At 76.1% G+C, this 22,160-nt stretch carries 21 protein-coding genes; 11 read left to right on the plus strand and 10 right to left on the minus strand.

Annotated features, from left to right (window positions below):
- Positions 1–88: 88 nt before the first annotated feature.
- The 7 genes from K8Z61_RS17740 to K8Z61_RS17770 form a co-directional block, all read right to left on the minus strand.
- Complete coding sequence (locus K8Z61_RS17740; protein ID WP_224131532.1) at positions 89–1,714, minus strand: cation acetate symporter; 1,626 nt, start codon at positions 1,712–1,714, stop codon at positions 89–91.
- Positions 1,711–2,136, minus strand: coding sequence for a DUF485 domain-containing protein (locus K8Z61_RS17745; RefSeq protein ID WP_224131533.1), 426 nt, complete (start codon positions 2,134–2,136; stop codon positions 1,711–1,713). Before K8Z61_RS17745 ends, K8Z61_RS17740 begins: the two co-directional genes overlap by 4 nt.
- A gap of 162 nt (positions 2,137–2,298) precedes the next feature.
- Positions 2,299–3,828, minus strand: coding sequence for a cation acetate symporter (locus tag K8Z61_RS17750; RefSeq protein ID WP_224131535.1), 1,530 nt, complete (start codon positions 3,826–3,828; stop codon positions 2,299–2,301).
- Positions 3,825–4,205: a hypothetical protein gene (locus tag K8Z61_RS17755; protein WP_224131537.1), complete on the minus strand. Its 381-nt coding sequence runs from the start codon at positions 4,203–4,205 to the stop codon at positions 3,825–3,827. Before K8Z61_RS17755 ends, K8Z61_RS17750 begins: the two co-directional genes overlap by 4 nt.
- A 7-nt stretch (positions 4,206–4,212) precedes the next feature.
- Entirely contained in the window at positions 4,213–5,016 is an 804-nt protein-coding gene (locus K8Z61_RS17760) for a LytTR family DNA-binding domain-containing protein (RefSeq protein ID WP_224131539.1), read from the minus strand.
- A complete protein-coding gene (locus K8Z61_RS17765) occupies positions 5,013–6,152 on the minus strand; it encodes a histidine kinase (protein WP_224131541.1) in 1,140 nt (379 codons plus the stop codon). The genes K8Z61_RS17760 and K8Z61_RS17765 overlap by 4 nt, the downstream gene beginning before the upstream one ends.
- A 79-nt stretch (positions 6,153–6,231) precedes the next feature.
- Positions 6,232–7,179, minus strand: coding sequence for a class I SAM-dependent methyltransferase (locus K8Z61_RS17770; RefSeq protein WP_224131543.1), 948 nt, complete (start codon positions 7,177–7,179; stop codon positions 6,232–6,234).
- Between the two features lie 96 nt (positions 7,180–7,275).
- Here K8Z61_RS17770 and K8Z61_RS17775 point away from each other — a divergent pair, with 96 nt between their 5' ends.
- Positions 7,276–7,992: an oxidoreductase gene (locus K8Z61_RS17775; RefSeq protein ID WP_224131545.1), complete on the plus strand. Its 717-nt coding sequence runs from the start codon at positions 7,276–7,278 to the stop codon at positions 7,990–7,992.
- A 395-nt stretch (positions 7,993–8,387) separates the two neighbouring features.
- Here K8Z61_RS17775 and K8Z61_RS17780 read toward each other — a convergent pair whose 3' ends face one another.
- Positions 8,388–9,176 carry an HAD family phosphatase gene (locus K8Z61_RS17780; protein ID WP_224131546.1) on the minus strand — a complete coding sequence of 263 codons (789 nt, stop codon included), beginning with the start codon at positions 9,174–9,176 and terminating at the stop codon, positions 8,388–8,390.
- Positions 9,177–9,300: 124 nt separating this feature from the next.
- Here K8Z61_RS17780 and ssd point away from each other — a divergent pair, with 124 nt between their 5' ends.
- The 8 genes from ssd to K8Z61_RS17820 all read left to right on the plus strand — a co-directional run bounded on the left by ssd (position 9,301) and on the right by K8Z61_RS17820 (position 14,967).
- The gene (gene ssd / locus K8Z61_RS17785) at positions 9,301–10,404 is read left to right on the plus strand and encodes a septum site-determining protein Ssd (protein WP_224131548.1); all 1,104 of its coding nucleotides are present in this window, start codon (positions 9,301–9,303) and stop codon (positions 10,402–10,404) included.
- Complete coding sequence (locus tag K8Z61_RS17790; protein ID WP_224131550.1) at positions 10,401–11,693, plus strand: TadA family conjugal transfer-associated ATPase; 1,293 nt, start codon at positions 10,401–10,403, stop codon at positions 11,691–11,693. Before ssd ends, K8Z61_RS17790 begins: the two co-directional genes overlap by 4 nt.
- On the plus strand, positions 11,690–12,526 hold the full coding sequence (locus K8Z61_RS17795) for a type II secretion system F family protein (RefSeq protein ID WP_224131552.1): 837 nt from the start codon (positions 11,690–11,692) through the stop codon (positions 12,524–12,526). Before K8Z61_RS17790 ends, K8Z61_RS17795 begins: the two co-directional genes overlap by 4 nt.
- A 161-nt stretch (positions 12,527–12,687) precedes the next feature.
- Positions 12,688–13,266 (plus strand): type II secretion system F family protein, encoded by a 579-nt coding sequence (locus K8Z61_RS17800; protein ID WP_224131554.1) that lies wholly within the window; start codon positions 12,688–12,690, stop codon positions 13,264–13,266.
- 111 nt (positions 13,267–13,377) lie between these two features.
- Positions 13,378–13,584: a DUF4244 domain-containing protein gene (locus K8Z61_RS17805; protein ID WP_224131556.1), complete on the plus strand. Its 207-nt coding sequence runs from the start codon at positions 13,378–13,380 to the stop codon at positions 13,582–13,584.
- A gap of 50 nt (positions 13,585–13,634) precedes the next feature.
- Complete coding sequence (locus K8Z61_RS17810) at positions 13,635–13,979, plus strand: TadE family type IV pilus minor pilin (RefSeq protein ID WP_308116798.1); 345 nt, start codon at positions 13,635–13,637, stop codon at positions 13,977–13,979.
- A complete protein-coding gene (locus K8Z61_RS17815; protein WP_224131560.1) occupies positions 13,966–14,295 on the plus strand; it encodes an Rv3654c family TadE-like protein in 330 nt (109 codons plus the stop codon). The genes K8Z61_RS17810 and K8Z61_RS17815 overlap by 14 nt, the downstream gene beginning before the upstream one ends.
- A 12-nt stretch (positions 14,296–14,307) precedes the next feature.
- Entirely contained in the window at positions 14,308–14,967 is a 660-nt protein-coding gene (locus K8Z61_RS17820) for a hypothetical protein (RefSeq protein ID WP_224131561.1), read from the plus strand.
- A 3-nt stretch (positions 14,968–14,970) separates the two neighbouring features.
- Here the strand turns inward: K8Z61_RS17820 and K8Z61_RS17825 are convergent, their stop codons facing one another.
- A complete protein-coding gene (locus tag K8Z61_RS17825) occupies positions 14,971–17,304 on the minus strand; it encodes a DEAD/DEAH box helicase (RefSeq protein WP_308116799.1) in 2,334 nt (777 codons plus the stop codon).
- 207 nt (positions 17,305–17,511) lie between these two features.
- Between K8Z61_RS17825 and K8Z61_RS17830 the strand changes: the two genes are divergently transcribed.
- Positions 17,512–17,847, plus strand: a complete 336-nt coding sequence (locus K8Z61_RS17830) for an STAS domain-containing protein (RefSeq protein WP_224131564.1) — start codon at positions 17,512–17,514, stop codon at positions 17,845–17,847.
- A 201-nt stretch (positions 17,848–18,048) separates the two neighbouring features.
- Positions 18,049–20,313 (plus strand): sodium-translocating pyrophosphatase, encoded by a 2,265-nt coding sequence (locus K8Z61_RS17835; RefSeq protein WP_224131565.1) that lies wholly within the window; start codon positions 18,049–18,051, stop codon positions 20,311–20,313.
- A 96-nt stretch (positions 20,314–20,409) separates the two neighbouring features.
- On the opposite strand, the gene K8Z61_RS17840 is transcribed toward K8Z61_RS17835, so the two are convergent.
- Positions 20,410–21,996, minus strand: a complete 1,587-nt coding sequence (locus tag K8Z61_RS17840; protein WP_224131566.1) for a hypothetical protein — start codon at positions 21,994–21,996, stop codon at positions 20,410–20,412.
- Positions 21,997–22,160 lie beyond the last annotated feature (164 nt).

The following is a 22,160-nucleotide window of genomic DNA, read 5'->3' on the forward strand; positions in this document are numbered from 1 at the left end:
CCCCTGCCGGCCGTCCCGGCCCTCGACGCGCGTGCGAGCGGGGCCCGGACCGCCTGGTGGCGGCCCGGGCCCCGCTCCCGTCCGCGCCTCAGTGGGCGACGGCGCCCTCGGCGCCCGCGCCGGTGAGCGCGCGCACCTCGAGCTTGGTGAACGCCTCCTCGGCCGCGGGCTCGCGGGAGAGCAGCGAGCCGACGATGCCCAGCACGAAGGCCAGCGGGATCGAGACCAGGCCGGGGTTCTCCAGCGGGAACCAGGAGATGTCGATCGTCGCCGGCAGCAGGCTCTGGTTGACCCCGTTGACCACGCCCTTGCCCGACATCACCGGCGAGAAGACGACCAGGCCGATCGAGGAGATCAGGCCGCCGTAGATCGACCACACGGCGCCGCGGGTGTTGAACCGGCGCCAGAACATGTTGAGGACGATCGAGGGCAGGTTCGCCGACGCGGCGACCGCGAAGGCCAGCGCGACGAGGAAGGCGATGTTGAGCTTCTGCGCCGGGATGGCCAGCCCGATCGCGACCAGGCCGATGCCGAAGGCGGCGACGCGGGTGACGCGGATGGTCTCCCGCTCGGTGGCGCGGCCCTTCTTGATCACGCCGTCGTAGAGGTCGTGCGCCACGCTGGTCGACGAGGTGAGCGTCAGGCCGGCCACCACCGCGAGGATGGTCGCGAAGGCGACCGCCGAGATCAGGGCGAGCAGCACCGCGCCGCCCGTCGAGCCGGCTCCGCCGCCGACGGCCTCGGCCAGCAGCGGGGAGGCGAGGTTGCCCTTGCTCTTGGCCACCTCGGCGGCCTGGTCGCCGGTGAGCAGCGCGGCCGCGCCGAAGCCGAGGATCAGGGTGAAGAGGTAGAAGACGCCGATCAGGCCGATCGCCCACAGCACCGACTTCCGGGCGTCCCGCGAGGTCGGCACCGTGTAGAAGCGGGTGAGGATGTGCGGCAGGCCCGCGGTGCCCAGCACGAGGGCGAGCCCGAGGCTGAGGAAGTCGAGCTTGCTGGTCGTCGTCGCCCCGTACTTCAGGCCGGGCTCCAGGAACGCCGGGCCCTTGCCGGACGTCGTGGCGGCCTGGCCGAGCAGGTCGGAGATGTTGAAGTGGAACTTCGCGAGCACCAGCACCACGATCAGCGCCGAGCCGGTCATGAGCAGCACGGCCTTGACGATCTGCACCCACGTGGTGCCCTTCATGCCGCCGACGGTGACGTAGAAGATCATCAGCAGCCCGACGCCGAGGATGACGAGGTTCTTCACCGCCCCGCTCTGCACCCCGAGCAGCAGCGCGACGAGGCTGCCCGCGCCGACCATCTGGGCGAGCAGGTAGAAGATCGAGACGACGACGGTCGAGGTCGCCGCGGCGGTGCGCACCGGCCGCTGGCGCATCCGGTAGGCCAGCTGGTCGGCCATCGTGAAGCGGCCGGAGTTGCGGAGCATCTCCGCGACCAGCAGCAGCGCCACCAGCCAGGCCACGAGGAAGCCGATCGAGTAGAGGAAGCCGTCGTAGCCGTAGAGCGCGATCAGCCCGGAGATGCCGAGGAAGGAGGCGGCCGACATGTAGTCGCCGCCGATCGCCAGGCCGTTCTGGAAGCCGGAGAAGGAGCGGCCGCCGGCGTAGAAGTCCGCGGCGCCGCTCGTGGTGCGGCTGGCGCGCAGGGTGATCGCGACCGTCAGCGCGACGACCGAGAGGAACAGGACGGTGGTGAGCACCTGGTGGTTCATCGCGGGGCACCCCCGTCCTCGGTCGTGCGGTCGGTGGTGCGGGCGGTCGCGGCCGCATAGCGCTCGTCGAGCTCGCGGGCCAGCGGGTCGAGCCGGGCGGTGGAGTAGCGGCTGTAGACGTAGGCGATCGCGAAGGTCGTCACGAACTGGAGGAGGCCGAAGACCAGGGCGACGTTGACGTTGCCGACGACCTTCGTGCCCATCAGGCCGCCGGCCCAGTTGGAGAGCACGACGTAGAGCAGGTACCAGCCCAGGAACGCCACCGTGGCGGGCAGCACGAACGAGCGGTACCGGTGGCGCAGCTCGGCGAACTCGGGGGTCGCGGCGAGCCGGTCGTAGACGTCGGGGGCGGCGCTGCCGGGCGCGCTGGACGACGCGGCGGGCTCGGCGAGCGCGGCGTCGGATCCGGGTGGTGGGGTCACGGGGTCCTCCTCGGGGTGTGTGATCGCGATCACGCTAGGAGTGAGCCAGGTCACCCCGGCAGGGGTGCGGACGGGCCGTGCGACCGGCGGGGACGCCGTGCGCCGAGCGGTCGTCGGGACGCGCCGAGCGGTCGGGACGCCCCGTCGCGCGCCGCTGCGGGGTCAGGGCCGGACGACGGCCTCGGGCGCGTGCAGCCGCACGAGGAACCGTCCGGCGTGCGCGGGCACGGAGTCGGCGGTGGCCCGACTGACCAGCACCATCGTGGCCAGGGCCAGCGGCACCGACCAGGCGGCGGGCTGCTCGAGCAGCAGGCGCACCCAGCCGCCGGCCGCTCGCCCGCCGACGTCGGTGCCCAGCGCCAGGACGGCGGACACGAACGAGCCCAGGCCGCCGACGCCCAGGCCGGCCAGCGCCCCGGCCGGCGTGAGCCCGCGCCACCAGATGCCGAGCAGCAGCAGCGGGCAGAACGTCGAGGCCGCCACGGCGAAGGCCAGGCCGACGGTGCGGGCCACCCCGACGTCCGGACCCACCAGCGCCGTCGCGCACGGCACCCCGACCGCGACGACCGCGGAGAGCCGGAAGGCGCGGACGCCGTCGAGCCGCCCGCGACCGACGACGTCCTGGGTGAGCACGCCCGCGACCGCCACCGAGAGGCCCGAGGAGGTGGAGAGGAACGCGGCGAACGCCCCGGCCACGACCAGGCCGGTCAGGAGCTCGCCGCCGGTGCCGCCGAGCATGAGCCGCGGCAGCTCGAGCACGACCGTGTCGGCGCCGCTCCCGCCGCGGGCGAGATCGCCGGCGTACACCCGGCCGAGCGCGCCGTAGACCGGCGGCACCAGGTAGAACGCCGAGAGCAGGAGGAGCACGGTGAGCGTCGTGCGGCGCGCCGCCCGGCCGTCGGGGTTGGTGTAGAAGCGCACGACGACGTGCGGCAGGCCCATGGTGCCGAGGAAGGTCGCGACGATCACCGAGTACGTCACGTAGAGGCCCTGGCCGTCGCCCTCCGCGAGCGGCCGCGACCACGAGACGAGGTCCGGCAGGTCGCCGGCGATCGGCCCGCCGGTCGGCCGGCCGTCGCCGAGCCACACGACGGCGAGCACCGCCGCGGGCACCAGCAGCGCGGTCAGCTTCAGCCAGTACTGGAAGGCCTGGACGAAGGTGATCGAGCGCATCCCGCCGGCCGTGACGTTGACCAGCACGATCGAGCCGACGACCAGCGGCCCGACCCAGGTGGGGGCGCCCACGGCGGCGGCGAGCGTCAGCCCGGCGCCCTGGAACTGCGGCAGGAGGTAGAGCCAGCCGATCACGACGACGAGCAGGACGCAGGCGCCCCGCACGCGCCGGGAGCCGAGCCGGGCCTCGGCGAAGTCGGGCAGCGTGTAGGCCCCCGAGCGACGCAGGGGCGCGGCCACCAGGGTCAGCAGCACCAGGAAGCCGGCCGTCCAGCCGATCGGGTACCAGAGCATGTCCGCCCCCGACACCAGCAGCAGGCCGGCGACCCCGAGGAACGAGGCGGCCGAGAGGTACTCGCCGCCGATCGCCGAGGCGTTCAGCCGCGGGTGCACCGTGCGCGAGGCGACGAGGAAGTCGCTGGTCGTGCGCGAGAGGCGCAGGCCGTAGGCGCCGATGCCGAGGGTCGCCACGGTGACCAGGACGATCGCGACGACGCCCGGTGCCGCCTCCGCGCTCACGGCCGCGGCTCCCCGCGGCCCTCGCACAGGTCGGCGAACGCGTCCTCCGCACGCTCGGCGCGGCGCACGTGCCGCCAGCCGAGGAGCACCAGCAGCGGGTACGCGGCCACGCCGAGCAGCAGCCAGGCCAGCGGGACGCCGAGCAGACGGTGGTCGGCCAGGCCCGGCCAGCGCCAGAACAGCGCCGGCAGGGCGCCGAGGACGAGCGCGAGCGTCCCGAGGGTGCGGGCGGCCAGCGCCAGCTGGTCGCGCAGCAGGGCGCGGACGTAGAGCGCGTCGAGGTCGTCGTCGCGCGGGTCGGAGCCCGCGGGCCGGGCGAGCGGCGTCCGGCGTCGCGGCGGACCCGTGACGCGCACGCGCGGGGTCGGCTCGCTCATCGGCGGCTCACGTGCGCACCCGCAGCAGCAGGTCGCGCAGCTCGCGGGCGTGCCGGCGGCTCACCGCCAGGTCGACCGGCGTCCCGCCCTGGGGCGCGCGCACGCGGACGGTGCAGCGGCCCGCGTCGGTGCGCACCTCCTCGACGTGCGCCAGGGAGACCAGCGACGAGCGGTGGATGCGCACGAAGCCCGCCTCGGCCCACTCCTCGGCGAGCTGGGCGAGCGGGATGCGCACCAGGTAGGAGTCCGTCCCCGCGTGCAGGCGTGCGTAGTCGCCCTGCGCCTCGACGTGGCTGATCCGCGAGCGCGGCACGAAGCGCATGACGCCCCCGCGCTCGACGGGGACCTCCACGTCGGTCGGCGGCCCGGCCGCCGCGGCCCCGGTGGGTCCGGTGCCTCCGGCGGCCGGCGCCCGCTCCGCCGACCCGGAGACGCTGCCGCCGGCGGCGCTCGCGGCTCGACGGACCGCCTCGGCCAGCCGCTCCTCGCGCACCGGCTTGAGCACGTAGTCGACCGCCTGCAGGTCGAAGGCCTCCAGCGCGTGCTGCTCGTGGGCGGTGACGAACACGATGGCCGGCGGACGCTGGAAGCGGCGCAGCACGGACGCCAGCTCGAGGCCGTCGAGCCCCGGCATGGAGACGTCGAGCAGCACCACGTCGACGTCGTGCCGGCGCAGCACGAGCAGCGCGTCGGTGGCCGAGGCGCTGACGTGCACCGTGCCGATCCGCTCGTCGCGGCGCAGCAGCCAGGCCAGCTCGTCGCGGGCCGGGACCTCGTCGTCGACCACCAGCGCGCGCAGCCCGTCGCTCATGCGTGCACCCCCGGGGCGAACTTCGGGACCGTGACGATCACCTTGGTGCCGGCGCCGGGCGCGGTCTCGACGACCAGGCCGTAGTCGTCGCCGTAGACGGCGCGGAGCCGGCCGTCGACGTTGCCGAGCCCGACGGAACGGTGGCCCTCGGCGTCGTCCTCGCCCTCGGAGCGGTGCGCGGCCTCGCCGGCGAGGGCGCGCCGCACGCGGTCGGGGTCCTCGCCGACGCCGTCGTCCTCGACCTCGATCAGGCAGTCGGGCCCGCGGTCGCGCGCGACGATGCGGATGTGGCCGCCGCCCTCCGCTGACTCCAGGCCGTGGCGCACCGCGTTCTCGACCAGCGGCTGCAGGCACAGGAAGGGCACCGCGACCGGCAGCACCTCCGGCGCGATGCTCAGCGTGACGCGAAGCCGGTCGCCGAACCGCGCCTGCTCCAGCAGCAGGTAGCGCTCGACCGAGCGCAGCTCCTCGGCCAGGGTCGTGAACTCGCCGTGGCGGCGGAAGGAGTAGCGGGTGAAGTCCGCGAACTCCAGCAGCAGCTCGCGGGCGCGGTCGGGATCGGTGCGGACGAAGCTGGCGATGGCGCCCAGCGAGTTGTAGACGAAGTGGGGGCTGATCTGCGCCCGCAGCGCCCGGACCTCCGCGGCCATCAGCCGGGTGCGGCTGGCGTCGAGCTCGGCGAGGTCGAGCTGTCCGGAGACCCAGCCCGCGACCTCCTCGGCCGCCCGCGCCCGTCCGGCCGTCGGCGTCGGGGCGTAGGCCTGCAGCGTGCCGACGAGCCGCTCGTCGACGACCAGCGGCACCACCGCCCCGGCGCGCACGGGGCAGCCGGACGCGGCGCACGGGAGCTCCGCGCGCGCGACGACGCGGGTCGCGCCGTCGCGCAGGGCCTCCGTCGCCAGCGCCATCGCCTGCTCGGCGTGGTGGCCGCCGGCGCCGTCCCAGGCGAGCACCTCGACCGCGTCGGTGAGGACCAGCGCCGGGGTGCCGAGCAGGGTGCGCAGGTGCTTCGCCGCGCGCTCGGCGCTGGTGCGGCCCAGGCCCGCCCGCAGCGCGGGCGCCGCCAGCGAGGCCTGGTGGAGGGTGCGGTAGGTGGCGCGGTCGGCCTCGGAGCCGAGCCGGGTGCGTCGCCACATGACCGGCATCACATCACGCCGCGCGGGGCGTGCGCGCGGAGTCCGGACGACGCGTCGCCGAGCGGCCGGTCGGCGTCGGTCAGCGGAAGTCGATGAGCAGCATCGCGGTGTCGTCATCGAGGTCGGTGACGATCCGCGGGGCGCGCATCAGCTCGTCCGGCACGGCCGGGTGGCTGCCGGTGCTGATGATCGCGTGCAGGCCGGAGTCGGAGATCGACGCGGTCAGCCGGGTGCCGCCTGCGGTGCCGGTGTCGTCGGCCTCCGCCGTCGCCTCGACCGGCGCGGGCGCCGGTGCGGGCCGGAGCGTCGTCCGCCACGCCGTGACGACGTAGGGGAGCTCCATGCCGTACATGCCGCGGCCGTAGTCGTCGTACAGCTCGCCGACCTGCGCGAGCAGCGCCGTGCGGGCGGCCTCGTCGAGCGCGATCACGTCGGGCTGCGAGCGGGCGAGATCGAGCAGCGTGGCCCGGTCGACGGTCTGCCAGCACCGCTGGACGGTCTCCTCGGGCTCCTCGAGGCGGTCGGACCCCAGCATCTCGGCGACCTCGGGCGCGGGCTCGCCGCCGCCCAGCAGGCGGCCGAGGCGGCGCACCCACGGGATGCGCTCGTCGCGCCGGCTCTCCAGGACGACGACCCGACCGCCGGGCCGCAGCACGCGCGCGGCCTCGGCCAGCGCGGGCCCGGGGTCGATCCAGCCGAGGCTCTGGCCGAGCACCACCGCGTCGACGCTGCGGTCCGGCAGCGGCAGGCGCTCGGCGCACGCCACCGTCGTGCGGACGCTCGGCAGCTCGCGGACGAGCACCGCGAGCATCGCGGGGTCGGGGTCGACGGCGTGCACGCGGTGGCCGGCCGCGACCAGCTCGGCGGTCAGGCGGCCGGTGCCGGCGCCGATCTCGAGCACGGTCAGCGGCTGCTCGCCCAGACCCCACGCGACCACCTCGGCGGGGTAGCCCGGACGTCCGCGGTGGTAGGCGTCGGCGACGGCTCCGTAGGGCGTCGCCGGGGCGGTGTCGGGCGTCGCGTCCATGCCGCCCCACGGTAGTGCGTCGAGCCGTCCGCGGCCGGCAGCCGCGGCGTGGGCGGCCCGGGTGTCGCGCGCCGACGCCGCGTAGCCTTCCGGTCCGTGAGCGACCCGTTGTCCTGGCTGCTGGAGCTCGAGGGCGTCCCGAGCGCGTTCGCGGCGGTGCGCGACGGCATCGACGTGCTGCTCCGCGATCGCGGCCTGCGGGCCACCTCGCCGGAGACGACGGCGGCGTCCCTGCTGCTCGGCGCGCACGCCAGCGCCGTGCTCGAGGGCTCGCAGTCGCAGCTGGAGGAGGTGCGCGACGGCGGGGGCGACCCCCTCGCGCTCGACTCCGTGCGGCTCTCGACGGCGCTGCTGGGCGTCTCGCCGCTGCTCACCCGCGCCCCCCTCCAGGCCCTGGCCCGGCTGCACGCCCTCGCCGCCGTCGGGGCGGTGCCCGACGACGAGCTCGGCCGTCCCGTCTCGCCCGAGGCGGCGGCGCGGCTGCGGGCCCTGGCGGGCGTCCTGACCGCCCCGACCGGCGCGCCGGCGCTCGTCGTGGCGGCCGTCGTGCACGCCGAGCTCGCCACGCTCGCGCCGTTCGCCAGCCACAACGGCCTCGTCGCCCGCGCCGCCGAGCGACTGGTGCTGGTGAACCGCGGCCTCGACGCCAAGTCGCTGACCGTGCCCGAGGCCGGCCACCTCGCGCTGCGCCCGCAGTACGAGTCGAACCTGCGCGGCTACCGCGAGGGCGGACCCTCCGGCGTGCACGCGTGGATGCTGTACGCCGCCGAGGCCTTCGCCGCCGGCGCCGAGGCCTCGCCGGTGCGGCGCTGAGCGCAGGTTTCCCCGGATATCCGGGGAAACCGGACGTTGTCAGGGGAAGTTTCCCCTGACAACGTCCAGATTCCCCTGACCAGTCGCGCCCGTGGCGCGGATCCGTGGGCCGACCGAGCCCCGGACATGCAGGTGGCGCCCCGGCTCACGAAGTCCTGGGCGCCACCGCTGACACGTGGATCGCCGGCTACCAAGCGTGCACCTCTCGAACTGCCGCCCCGGGCGTCTCCCGGGCGATTCGGCTCCCAGACATTGGGTGGAATGCCGCGTGGGTACCCGATCCGCGTGTACGTCTCTGGAGTTGTGACGTCCTTTGTACGCCGATGTGACGCGCGCCACAAGAGGCTGGATCGTCCCTGCTGCCGGGAGGCCGTAGCGGGAGCCGGACGACGTGCTCAGGCCGGCTCGGGGCGTCGACGCCGGGCGCTGGCCCAGACCAGGCCGCCGACCGCCACCGCACCGCCCACGGCCAGCGCGGCCAGGGTCGGACGTGCGGGGGAGATGCGCGAGCGCAGCGCTACGGGCTTGGCGAAGGTGAGCACGGGCCAGCCCCGCGCGACCGCCGCACGCCGCAGGTCGCGGTCGGGATTGACCGCGTGCGGGTGGCCGACGGCGGCGAGCAGCGGCACGTCGGTGATGGAGTCGGAGTAGGCGTAGCACTCGGCGAGGTCCCAGCCGCGCTCGGCGGCCAGCCGACGGGCGGCCGCGGCCTTCTCCTCGCCGTAGGCGTAGTAGGCGATGCCGCCGGTGTAGCGCCCGTCGACCTCCTCGAGCCGGGTGGCGACGACGGTGTCGGCACCGAGGAGGCGTCCGATCGGCTCGACGACCTCGGTGCCCGACGTCGAGACGATGACGACCTCCCGCCCGGCCGCGTGGTGCTCCTCGATGAGGGTCACGGCCTCGTCGTAGACCAGCGGGTCGACGACGGTGTGCAGCGTCTCGGCGACGATCTCGCGGACGGTGGCGACGTCCCATCCTGCGACCAGCTGCGACATGAACTGCCGCATCTTCTCCATCTGGTCGTGGTCGGCGCCGCCGACCAGGTAGACGAAGTGAGCGTAGGCCGAGCGGAGCACCGCCCGACGCGAGATCAGCCCGCCGGCCTGGAAGGGCCGGCTGAACGCGAGCGCGCTGGACCGGGCGATGATCGTCTTGTCGAGATCGAAGAAGGCCGCGGCCGGCATGCCGTCATCGTAGGCACTCGGGCCGCGGGCCACTCCCCGTCCACAGGCGTGGCGTTCGACGCGCTCGTCCCCAGATCGCCGCGCGCCCCTGTCGGCGAGCGCCGCGGACGACGAGCGTGGCCCCATGACCACCGCTCCCGCCGCGCTCTCGGGCAGCCCCTCGGGCACGCCGCTGCTGCTCACCCACGATCCCGCGCTCACCGACGACGTCGTCCGCCTCGCCGCGGCGGCCGGGGTGCGGGTCCACGTCAGCGCCTCGCTCCCCGAGGCCGTGCGACTGTGGAGCCGCGCGACGCTGGTCCTCGTCGGCGGCGACCTCGCCGGCGAGCTCGTGCCGTTGGGCCTCCGGCGACGCGAGTCCGTGCACGTGCTGTGCCACGACGGCGTCCCCGAGCACCTGTTCCGATCCGCGGTCGAGATCGGCGCGCAGAGCGTCTCCGACCTCCCACGGTGCTCCGCGTGGCTCGCCGAGGTGCTCGGCGACCTGGACGAGCGCGGCGCACCGCCCGCGCGGGTCGTGGGCGTGGTCGCGGGCAGCGGCGGCGCAGGTGCGACCACGCTCGCCGCGGCGCTCGCCCAGCGCGCCGCCGGCCTGGGCCCGACGCTCGCGGTCGACCTCGATCCGCTGGGTCCCGGGCTCGACCGCGTCCTCGGCCTGGAGGAGCGCGACGGCGTCCGATGGGCCGATCTCGCCCGCACCAGCGGCCGTCTCGCCGGTCGCTCCCTGCGTGACGCCGTGCCGCGACGGGGTGATCTCGGCGTGCTCACCTGGGCCGCCGGCGCTGCCGAGCCGATCGCGGCCTCGCCGGCCCGCGAGGTGCTCGCCGCCGCCGTGCGTGGTCATCGGCACGTCGTCCTCGACCTGCCGCGTGCCGTGGCCGGCGGCGCCGACGGCGCGCCCGACCCGGTGGTCGAGGCCCAGGCCCGGTGCGACGTCGTCCTCGTGGTGACGATCCCGACCCTCACCGGCATCGCCGCGGCGGCCCGCTGGTGCCACACGGCCGCCGAGCCGGAGCGGCTCCGCCTGGTCGTCCGGGGCGACGACGCCGCCGCGGAGGCCTGCGTCCGCGCGGTCGGGGTGCCGCTGGCGGTGGCGATGGCGCCGCAGCGCGGCCTCGCGGAGGCGATCGACCTGGGTCACGGGCCGGTCCGGAACCCGCGGGGTCCGCTCGGTCGCGCCGCCGCCCGCCTGGTCGAGCGGGTCGCGATGCTCGGGGCCGTCGCATGAGGGCCGCCCCCGGCTCCCCGGCCTCCCCGGCCTCCCCGGCCTCCCCGGTGGGCCCGGTGCGCCAGGTGGGCCCAGTCGACCCGGCCCCCGACCACGACCTGGCGGCGGACGTCGAGCGGGTGCGCGAGGCACTGGCCCGCGTCCCCGGGCCGCTCACCCCGCATCGGGTGGCCGAGGCGCTCCGATCGAGCGGTCGCCCGGTGGGCGACGCCTCGGTGCTGGCGGTGCACGCCCTCCTGGTCCGCGACTCCGTCGGCGCCGGTCCCCTCGAGCCGCTGCTGCGCCTGCCCGACGTCACCGACGTGCTGGTCAACGGCGTCGAGGGCGTCTACGTCGACCGAGGCGCGGGTCTGGAGCGCCTCGACCTCGCCTTCCCCGACGAGGCCGCCGTCCGACGCCTCGCCCAGCGGCTGGCCGCGACCGCGGGCCGCCGCCTCGACGACGCCAGCCCGCACGTCGACGCGCGCCTGCCCGACGGCACCCGCCTGCACGCGGTGCTCGCGCCGCTGGCCCGCCCCGGCACCCTGATCTCCCTGCGCGTGCCGGCACGACGCGCGCTCGACCTCGAGGCGCTCGTCTCCCTGCGAGCGCTGTCGACGGACCTCGCCGACCTGCTCCGTGCCGTGGTGGCTCGGCGCCTGGCCTTCCTGGTCACCGGCGGCACCGGCACCGGCAAGACCACGATGCTCGCCACCCTGCTCGGGCTGGTGCCTCCCGCGGAGCGGCTCGTCCTGGTGGAGGACTCCGCCGAGCTCGCCCCGGCGCACCCGCACGTCGTCGGGCTGGAGTCGCGGCCGGCCAACGTCGAGGGCGCCGGCGCGGTCGAGCTGCGCGTGCTGGTGCGCCAGGCGCTCCGGATGCGTCCCGACCGCCTGGTCGTCGGCGAGGTGCGTGGCGGCGAGGTGGTCGAGCTGCTGGCCGCGCTCAACACCGGCCACGAGGGCGGCTGCGGCACGGTGCACGCCAACTCCGCTGCGGACGTCCCGGCCCGCATCGAGGCGCTCGCGGCGGCGGCGGGCCTCGACCGCGCCGCGGCGCACAGCCAGCTCGCCTCCGGCATCGACGTCGTGCTCCACCTCGCCCGCGACGCCGCGGGACGCCGTCACCTCGCCGAGGTGGCGGTGCCCGAACGCGACCCCGACGGCCTCGTACGCCTCGTCACCGCCGTCCGCTGCGAGCCGGGCGCGGAGGGCCTCCGGGCCGACGTCGGCCCCGGGGCCGACCGCCTCGCCCGGCTCCTGCGTCGTCCGCTGACCCTGCCGACCCGTCCTGCGCCGGGGCTCCCGTGAGCGCTGCCGTCCCGGTCGTCCCCGCCCTCGTGGCCGCTCTGCTCGCCGGCGGCGTCCTCGCGCTCGGCCCGTCGAGGCCGCTCGCGACGGCCACGATCGCGCGAGGCCGTCCGCTCGCCGCCAGCGTCCCTGCCCCCGCCCGGCGCGCGATCCTCCCCGCGGCCTGCGTCGTGCTCGTCGCGGTCGCGGCCGCCCAGGGGTCGGCCGTCCGCGGGCTGCTGCTCCTCGGAGCCGCCGGCGTGATCGTGCGGGGGGCCACCTCGCTGCTCGCGGCGCGAGGCCGACGGGCACGGCTGGCCGCACGGCAGGCGCAGGTGCGCGATGCCTGCGAGGCGCTGGCCGCCGAGCTCGCCTCCGGACGCCCGTCCGCGCTCGCGCTGGAGGCGATCGCCGTCCGCTGGCCGATGCTCGCCCCCGTCGCCCGGGCCTGCGACCTCGGGGGCGATGTCCCGGAGGCGTGGCGCGAGGTCGCGCTCACGCCGGGTCTCGGCGCGCTCCGGGCGGTCGCCGCCGCCTGGGAGGTGTCCTGGCGCAGCGGCGCCGCTCTCGCGCCGGCGATCGACGCGGTCGCCCAGCGACTGCGCGCGGACGCCGCGACGTCCGCCCTCGTCGCCGGCGAGCTCGCCTCCGCCCGTGCGACGGCCCGCCTGGTCGCCCTGCTGCCGGTGGCGGCGTGGGGCATCGGGTCGGGCAGCGGCGCCCGTCCGCTCTCGTTCCTGCTCGGCAGCACCGCGGGCCTGCTGTGCCTGGTCGCCGGCCTCGCCTGCGCCGGGATCGGACTCCGCTGGCTGGAGTCGATCGCCGCCGACGCCGAGCACCGGGGCGTGGCATGAGCGGCGCCGGGCCCGCGACGGCCGGTGCGCTCCTCGTGGCCGCCGTGCTGCTCGCCTCACCACGCCGAGCGACCCCCCTCCCGTCGCCGAGCGCTCGGACCGCCCGACCCGTCGATCCGGAGCCCGACCGGGGCTCGCGCGGCCCGGCCTGGGGGCCGATCGTGGTCGGCCTCGGATCCGGCGCGCTGGCGCTGCTGGTGGTCGGCGGCCCGCTCGGAGCGGTGCTCGCGGTGATCGTCGGGGTCGTGGTGGGCGGTCGCCGCGCGCGCAGGCCCAGCGCTGCGCAGCGCCGTGCCCTCGCGGTCGAGGCCGCCGAGGTGCCCCAGGTCGTCGCGCTCGTCGGCACGGCGGTCGACGCCGGGCTCGCGCCACCCTCGGCGGTCGAGGTCGCCGTCCGGGCGCTCCCCGGTCCGGCCGCCGCACGGCTGGAGTCCGCGCTCGCCCGCGCCGCGCTCGGTGCCGATCCGGCCCTGGTGTGGGGTCCGCTCGAGTCCGACCCGGTGTGGTCGCCGCTCGCGCGGGCGCTCTCCCGGGCGGCGGAGTCCGGCGCCTCGGTGCAGCTGGTCCTGGCCCGCCTCGCCGACGACCTCGATCGGGACGCCCGCGCCTCTGCCGAGCAGCACGCCCGCACCGTCGGGGTCCGTGCGGCCGTGCCGCTCGGCGTGTGCCTCCTGCCGGCGTTCCTGCTGCTCGGGATCGTCCCGTTGGTCGCCGGCCTGCTCGGCACGGTGACCCGATGACCCGCCGTCCCCGAGCGCCTCCGTGGGCTCCGTCGTCCAGCCCAGCCACCCGCTCGAACATCCGTCGATTCCGTCCCACCCACACCTCTCGGAGATCCCATGTCCCACCCCATGTCTGACCCCACGTCCCCCGTTCGTCGCCGTCCGTCCCGCAGCCGCCGGGGCGACGCCGGCATCACCACGGCCGAGTACGCCGTCGGCACGGCTGCCGGCGCCGGCCTCGCCGGCCTGCTCTACACGCTGCTCACCGGCGGCCTCGGCGAGCGGCTGATCACCAGCCTGTTCGATCACGTCCTGTCCCTCCTGGGGGTCGGATGACCGGTGGCCGTCGGCGTCGCCCCTCCCTTCCGCGCGGTGAGCGCGGTGCCGTGACCGCGGAGACCGTCATGGTGCTCCCCCTGCTGGTCCTGCTCACCGCGGCGCTGTGCTGGCTGCTCGCCGTGGGGGCCGCGCAGGTGCGGGCCGTCGACGCCGCACGGGAGACCGCGCGCCTGGCCGCGCGGGGCGACACCGACGCCGTCGCGATCGACGCCGGTCGCCGGGTCGCTCCCTCCGATGCCCAGGTGGTGCTGTCGCGCGGCGGCGACGACGTCACCGCCCGCGTCACCGGTGCCGTGCCCCTGCCAGGAGGCCTCCTCGACCGCCTGCTCCCGCCGGCGCGCGTGCAGGCCGAGGCCACCGCCGTGGTCGAGACCGCCGGTGCGACGCCGTGACGACGCCGGGGCGGCGACCGTGCTGGTCGTCGCCCTGGCCGGCGTGCTGCTGGTCGTGGGGCTCGCGCTCGGGGAGGCCGCGTCGCTGATGGTCGATCACCGGCGCGCGCAGGCCGCCGCCGACCTGGCCGCCCTGGCGGGGGCGTCGTCGGGGGAGTGCGCCGAGGCGTCCCGCGTCGCCGACCGGAACGGAGCCCGGCTCCGCGCCTGCCGCCACGACGGCCCCGACGTCCTCGTCGAGGTCGAGGTCGGCGGCGGCGGGTGGCTGGCGCGCGCCGTCGACCTCCTTGCCCGCGCCCGGGCGGGACCGCGGTGAGCCGTCCGGTCGGTGCCCGTGTGGGGGATCGGCTCGGTCCTCGTCGCCGCGCTGGCCGCCCTGCACCTGCGACGTCCGGCGACGGTCCTGCCGGACCACTCGGTCGACGCCTCCGAGGTGAGCCGCTGGGCCCAGGAGCTGCAGCGACGCGGTCGCGTCGAGATCGGGCGCAGCCGACGCGGGATCGGGAAGGTCTGCGTCCGGGTGCTGCCGGGGTCGGCCATCCTCGCGGGCATCGCGGCGGTCGGCCTCGCCGACGCCTCGACGTTCGGTCTGGTCCTGGCGCTGGCGATGCTCGCCGTCCTCGCGGTGATGGCGGTGTGCCTCTGGCCGCACGTCGACTTCGCCACGGGGAAGGGGCCCGGCCTGCTGGTGGAGCCCACCGGCGTGACCGTCGGACGGCGGCATCCGGTCGTGCTGAGCTGGGACGAGCTCGTCGGGGTCGAGGTCCTCGGCGGTGAGCGCCGCTCCGTGACGTCGTCCGTGGTGCTCGAGATCGCACCGTCCCGTCTCACGACCGCGGGGCGCTCCGGGCACCTGACGCGCCTCACCGACGTGATCACGGCACGCTTCCAACGCCCGGCCGTCGTGATCCCCTCGACGATCGATGCGTCGGCCCAAGACGTCGGAGCATGGCTGACCCGGGAGCGGGCCGCGCGGAGACGCCGCTGACCGTCAGCCGGTGACGTCGGGCCGCGGCGCCCCGGCCAGCAGCACGTCGAGCAGCCGGGCCGCACCGGCCTTGTCGAGCGGGTTGTTCTGGTTGCCGCACTTGGGCGACTGCACGCACGAGGGGCAGCCGGACTCGCACTCGCACGAGCCGATGGCCTCGCGGGTCGCGCGCAGCCAGGCCTCCGCGGTGCGGTAGCCGCGCTCGGCGAACCCGGCGCCGCCCGGATGGCCGTCGTGGACGAAGACGGTGAGCGTGCCGGTGTCGGGGTGCAGCACGGTGGAGACGCCGCCGATGTCCCAGCGGTCGCAGGTGGCGAAGAGGGGGAGCAGGCCGATCGAGCAGTGCTCGGCGGCGTGCGCCGCGCCGGCGAGCTCGTCCGGCTCCAGCGCGTCGAGGCCCGCCTCCGCCAGCACCGCCTCCGGCACCTGCCACCACACGCCGGTGGTGCGCAGGGTGCGCACCGGCAGGTCGAGCGGCTCCTCGGCGACGACGTCGCCGCTGCGGGCGTCGCGCACGAGGTAGCCGACCACCTGGGTGGAGACGTCGACCTCCCCGACCGAGAGGCGGCACGGGCCCCACCACCGGTGCTCGCGCTCCTCGACGATGCGGATGTCGGTGACCGACCGGGCCGAGGTGGTGTGGTCGACCTCCTCGCGCCGCAGCACCGCGACGTGGTCGTCGAGGTCGAGGTGCTCCACCACCCAGGTCTCGCCCCGGTGCACGTAGACCGCGCCGTCGTGCACGCTCGCGTCGGCGCTGCCGCCGTCGACCGTGCCGACGACGCGTCCGGTGCCGGCCTCGACCAGCTGGACGGGACGTCCGCCGGCCGAGCGGAGGTCGGCGAGGTCGGCGGCGAAGCCGCTGTGGGTCCAGAACCACCCGCGCGGACGCCGTCGCAGCAGCCCGAGCGCGACGAGCTCCGCGACGACGTCGGGGGCGGTGGCGCCGAACAGCGGCAGGTCGTCGGGGGTCAGCGGCGCCTCCTGGGCGGCCGCGCACAGGTGCGGGCCGAGCACGTGCGGGTTGCCGGGGTCGAACACCGTGGCCTCGACCGGTCGCGCCAGCAGCGCCTCGGGGTGACGCACGAGGTAGGTGTCGAGCGGATCGTCCCGGGCGACGAGCACGGCGGTCGCGGCCGAGCCGTCGCGTCCGGCACGACCGACGCGCTGCCACAGCGCGGCCCGGGTGCCGGGGAACCCGGCCAGCAGCACGGCGTCCAGGCCGTGGACGTCGATGCCGAGCTCGAGGGCGCTGGTGGCGGCCAGCGCCCTCAGGCGGCCGGTGCGCAGGGCCTCCTCGATCTCGCGCCGCTCCTCGGGCAGGTAGCCGCCGCGGTACGCGCTGACCCGGCGTCCGAGCCCGGGCTCGACCTCCTCGAGCAGGCCGGCGACGGTGCCGGCCACCTGCTCGGCCTGGCGCCGGGAGCGCACGAAGGCCAGGCAGCGCGAGCCGGCGGAGACGGCGTCGGCGACCAGGTCGGAGGTCTCGGCCGCGGCCGAGCGACGCACGGGGGCGCCGTTCACGCCGGTGCGCTCGGTGAGCGGGGGCTCCCAGAGCCCGAGCGTGAGCGGGCCTCGGGGCGAGGCGTCGTCGACCACCGCCTCGACCGGCAGGCCGGTGAGCAGCGACGCGGTGCGGGCCGGCTCGGCGATCGTGGCCGAGGCGAGCACGAAGGTCGGCTGCGCCCCGTGCAGGGCGCACACCCGGCGCAGGCGCCGCAGCACGTGCGCCACGTGCGCCCCGAACACGCCCCGGTAGTGGTGCGCCTCGTCGACGACCACGTAGCGCAGCGCGCCGAGGAAGCGACCCCACCGCTCGTGCTGCGGCAGCACCGAGCGGTGCAGCATGTCGGGGTTGGTGAGCACGTACTCGCCGTGCTCGCGCGCCCAGTCGCGCTGGTCGCGTCCGGAGTCGCCGTCGCAGGTGGTCAGCCGCACGTCGAGGCCGAGCGCCTGCAGTCCCGTGAGCTGGTCGTGGGCCAGCGCCTTCGTCGGCGCGAGATAGAGCACGGACGCGCCCCGCTGGCCGCGGGCGCCCCGGGCCTCGCGGATCGCCGTGAGCGCGGGCAGCTGGTAGGCCAGCGACTTGCCGGACGCCGTGCCGGTGGCGACGACCACGTGGCGTCCGGCGCGAGCGGCGTCGGCCGCCGTCCGCTGGTGCTCCCACAGCGAGCCGATGCCGCGGCCGGCGAACGCGGCGGTGACGTCGGCGGCCACCCAGTCAGGCCACGTGGCGCGACGCCCCTCGCGCGCGGGCACCTGCTCCACATGGGTGAGCCGCTCCTCGCGGTGCCGCGCCAGCGAGGCGAGCAGGTCGGGCGGAGAGGACGGCGGCACGGCACCGAGTCTGGCAAGGGGCACCGACATCGCGGCGACCAGGAGGGCTGCTGAGGACCGGTCTGAGGGCGCGTGCTGCCGAGCGGCGCCGCACATGGTTTGATGTCACCTGGCCTCGTCCCGGATCAGTCGGCACGCGTCGGGGCCGCGGGCGGTCCGAGCCCTGGGAGCGCGGACGTCGCCGGTGCCGGCGAACGAGGAGGAGCCGTGGACCTCACCTTGACGACGCGCGACGTCGATGGGAAGACCATCGTGTCGGTCGGAGGCGAGATCGACGTCTACACGGCCCCCAAGCTGCGCGACAAGATCACCGAGCTGGTCGCGGCCGGCTCCTACGACCTGGTCATCGACATGGAGGCCGTCGAGTTCCTCGACTCCACCGGTCTCGGCGTGCTGGTCGGCGGCCTGAAGAAGGTCCGGGCCCACCAGGGCTCCCTCCACCTGGTGTGCACCCAGGACCGCCTGCTGAAGATCTTCCGCATCACCGGCCTCGCGAAGGTCTTCGTCATCCACGCGTCCGCCGACGCGGCCCTCGCCGGCTGAGCCGGACCCTCCCCCTCCCGTCCGCCAAGGGAGTCGGTTGACCGCGCCTTCGATGTGACGCGCGTCACATCGACGTGCCTATGCGAGTGCGGGCGTGCGTAGACTCCGGCGCATCCATGAGACCTGGATCACATTCTGGGTCGGGCCCGCCCGACGCCTCGGCGACCCAGGCCTCCCGCACGCAGCGCAGGAGGAGGACGCATGACGGGCATCGAACCCGCGGTCGTGGAGGTGTCGGGGGGCGATCTGGCCCTCGTCGTGGTGGTGGCGGCGATCGCCGTCGCCGCCCTGGGGATGGCGGTGGTCTTCCGCCGCGAGGTGCTGGCCGCCGGTGAGGGCACCGAGCGGATGCGCACCATCGCCCAGGCGGTGCAGGAGGGCGCCGACGCCTACCTGCAGCGCCAGTTCCGCACGCTGGCGGTCTTCGCCGGCGTCGCGTTCTTCGCGCTGCTGGTGCTGCCGGCCGACGACCTGACGGTCCGGGTCTTCCGCTCGGTCTTCTTCCTCGTCGGCGCCGGCTTCTCCGCGGCGGTGGGCTACCTCGGCATGTCCCTGGCGGTGCGCGCCAACCTGCGCGTGGCGGCCGCGGCCAACGAGCGCGGCCGCGATGTCGCGATGACGATCGGCCTGCGCACCGGCGCGACGGTCGGCATGCTCACCGTCGGCCTGGGGCTGCTGGGTGCGAGCGTCGTCGTGCTGGCCTTCCAGGACGAGGCGCCGAAGGTGCTCGAGGGCTTCGGCTTCGGCGCCGCGCTGCTGGCGATGTTCATGCGCGTGGGCGGCGGCATCTTCACCAAGGCCGCCGACGTCGGCGCCGACCTCGTCGGCAAGGTCGAGCAGAACATCCCCGAGGACGACCCGCGCAACGCCGCGACCATCGCCGACAACGTCGGCGACAACGTGGGCGACTGCGCCGGCATGGCCGCCGACCTGTTCGAGTCCTACGCCGTGACGCTCGTGGCGGCGCTGATCCTCGGCTCGCAGGCCTTCGGCGACAAGGGCCTCGTCCTCCCCCTCCTCGTCCCGGCGATCGGCGCGCTGACCGCCGTGGCCGGCGTCTACCTCACGCGTCCGCGGGCCGGCGAGAACGGGCTGACGACGATCAACCGCTCCTTCTACCTCTCCGCGGGCATCGCGGCGCTCGCCTCGGTGGTGCTGTGCCTGGTCTACCTGCCGGGCAGCTTCAGCGAGCTCGCCGGCGTCGACCTCGCGCTCAGCGGCACCGACGGCGACCCGCGGATGATCGCGGCGGTGGCCGTCGTCATCGGCATCGTCATGGCCGCGGGCATCCTGGCGCTCACCGGCTACTTCACCGGCACCGAGTTCCGTCCGGTGCAGGACGTCGGGCGCACCAGCCTCACCGGCGCGGCGACGGTGATCCTCTCGGGGCTGGCCGTCGGCTTCGAGTCGGCGGTCTACACGACGCTGGTGATCGGCGCCGCGGTCTTCGGCGCCTACCTGCTCGGCGGGGCGTCCCTGACGGTGTCGCTGTTCGCGGTGGCGCTCGCCGGCTGCGGCCTGCTGACGACGGTCGGCGTCATCGTCGCGATGGACACCTTCGGCCCGGTCTCCGACAACGCCCAGGGCGTCGCGGAGATGTCGGGCGACGTCGGCGAGGAGGGCGCGCGGATCCTCACCGAGCTCGACGCGGTCGGCAACACCACCAAGGCCATCACCAAGGGCATCGCGATCGCCACCGCGGTGCTCGCGGCCACCGCGCTCTTCGGCTCCTACGCCACCTCGATCGCCGACGCGCTGGCGGAGGCGAGGCCCGGGCCGGACGAGGGGCTGTCGTTCGTCGTCTTCGACCCGGCGGTGCTGGTCGGCGTGCTGCTCGGCGCGGCGGTCGTCTTCCTCTTCTCCGGGCTGGCCATCAACGCCGTCGGCCGCGCGGCCGGCGCGGTCGTCATGGAGGTGCGCCGGCAGTTCCGCGAGATCCCCGGCATCATGGAGGGCACCGGACGCCCCGAGTACGGCCGCGTCGTCGACATCGTCACCCGCGACTCCCTGCGCGAGCTCGTGACGCCGGGCATCCTCGCGGTGCTCGCGCCGATCGCTGTCGGGTTCGGCCTCGGCGCCACGGCCCTGGCGGGCTTCCTGGCCGGCGCCATCGGCACGGGCACGCTGATGGCGGTCTTCCTCGCCAACGCCGGCGGCGCCTGGGACAACGCGAAGAAGCTCGTCGAGGACGGGCACCACGGCGGCAAGGGCTCGGACGCGCACGCCGCGACGGTCATCGGCGACACCGTCGGCGACCCGTTCAAGGACACCGCCGGCCCGGCCATCAACCCGCTGATCAAGGTGATGAACCTCGTCTCGCTGCTGATCGCGAGCGCGGTCGTCTCGCTCTCGGTCGGCCAGGACCAGAACGACGCGCTGCGCCTCGTCATCGCCCTGCTCGCCGTCGCGGTCATCGCGGTCGCGGTGATCGTCTCGAAGCGGCGCGCCGTCGCGATCGAGGCCTGAGCCGGACGCCGGGCGCCGGGCGTCCGGACAGAGGTCGAGGCCCGTCCGCCGGAGCGGACGGGCCTCACAGGATCGGGGAGGACCTGAGGGATCTGCTCAGTCAACGACCAGGCGCACCGAGGGTGACGCCGAGCCGCGCACCGGCGTGGAGCCGACGTAGACCGCCCGCACGCGGTGGGCGCCCGCGCGCAGCCGCGGCAGCGTGACCCTCTTCGAGCCGGCGATCCGCACCGAGCCGATCCGGCGCTGCCCGTCGTAGAGCCGGACGACGCCGCTCGGACGCACGCCGTCGGCCCGCAGCCGCACGGCCAGCACGGCCCGGCGCGAGCCGGCCTGGGTGCGCACGACCCGCACCAGGGTGCGGGAGGCGGCCCGCGCCACGGTCAGCGAGGAGGTGGTGAAGGTGGCGGTGCGGTGCCCGGTGCGGGTGACGCTGACCCGCAGCGCGACCGGACGTCCGAGGTCGGCCGTGCCGACGGCGTAGGTCGGCGAGGTCGCGCCCTCGATCGGGGTGCCGCCGCGCGTCCAGACGTAGCCGAAGGTCGGCGGCTCGCCGGAGCCCCAGGCCCCGGCGTCGCCGGTGAGCGTCGAGCCGCGGCGCGCGATGCCGTCGATGCGGGGCTGCCGGGTGGCGCGCGGCGCGTCGCCCAGCTGCACGGTGGCCGGGTTCGTGCTCTCGACCGTGCTCGGGGCGTAGCCGTCGGCCGAGCCGGTGGCCAGCACGCTGAGCCGCCGGCCGAGGTCGGTCGGGGTCGGGGTGTAGGCGCGTCCGGTGGCGCCGTCGATCGGGGCCCCGTCGCGCAGCCACTGGTACGTGGTGGTCGTGCCGGGCTGGTCCCAGGTGGGCGCGGTGGTGGTGACGACGGTGCCGACCTTCACCGGGTCGCTGAGCGTCGGCGCCGAGGTGGCCTGGACGGCGCGCGCACCGGGCAGCGCCGGCAGCGTCACGGTGTCGGTGAGCGTCGAGACCACCGGCAGGCCCGCCAGGGTGCCGGTGACCAGGGCGTAGACCTGCTTGCCGGCCGCCTCCAGCGGGGGCACGAAGGTCGCGCCGGTCGCGCCGAGCACCGCCGATCCGTCGACGAACCACTGGTAGGCGGTGCTGACGCCCGGAAGGCTCCACACCGGGTCGAGCAGCCGCAGCACGGCGCCGACCTCGACGCCGCCGAGCCCGCCGCCCGGTCCGGCCAGCGACGGCGGCTGCAGGGCGCTGAGCAGCGTCGTCACGCCACCGCCGCCGAGGGCGGGGATCGGCAGCGCGCTGGTGATCAGGTCGACCGGCAGGAGGCCGAGGACCTTGCCGGTGACGACGGCCTGCACGACGTGTCCGGCGTCGTCGGCGGTGGGCAGGTACGACCAGCCGCTCGCGCCGGGGATCGGGACGCCGTCGCGCACCCACTGGACGGTGGTGGTGACGCCCGGCAGGTTCCAGACCGGCCGGCTCAGGTCCAGCAGCGAGCCGACGCCGGGGGTGCCGCCGACGATCGGCAGCTGGCGCGCGAGGAGCAGCAGGTCGGTGAGGCCGTCGGCGCCGGCCGAGGGCCGGACGCTGGCCGGCGCCGGTGCGGCCGGGCCGGCGGAGGCGAAGGCGCCGGGCGCGGAGCCGAGCGCGGAGGCGCTGACGGCGGCGGCGGCCAGGCCGCCGGCGAGGACGAGGCGGAGGCGGGGGATGGCGCGAGGCATGGGGTGCCCTTCCGTGGGGGTCGCGGCGGGACCGATCCGTCGGCCCCGGGGTCGGGGGGGGGGGGGGGGCCCCCCCCCCCCCCCCCCCCCCCCCCCCCCCCCGCCCCCCCCCCCCCCGGCCCCGGGGGGGGCCCCCCCCCCCGCCCCCCCCCCCCCCGCCACAC

The organism is Nocardioides sp. TRM66260-LWL (assembly GCF_020075545.1).
In the GTDB taxonomy this organism is placed as follows: Bacteria; Actinomycetota; Actinomycetes; order Propionibacteriales; family Nocardioidaceae; genus Nocardioides.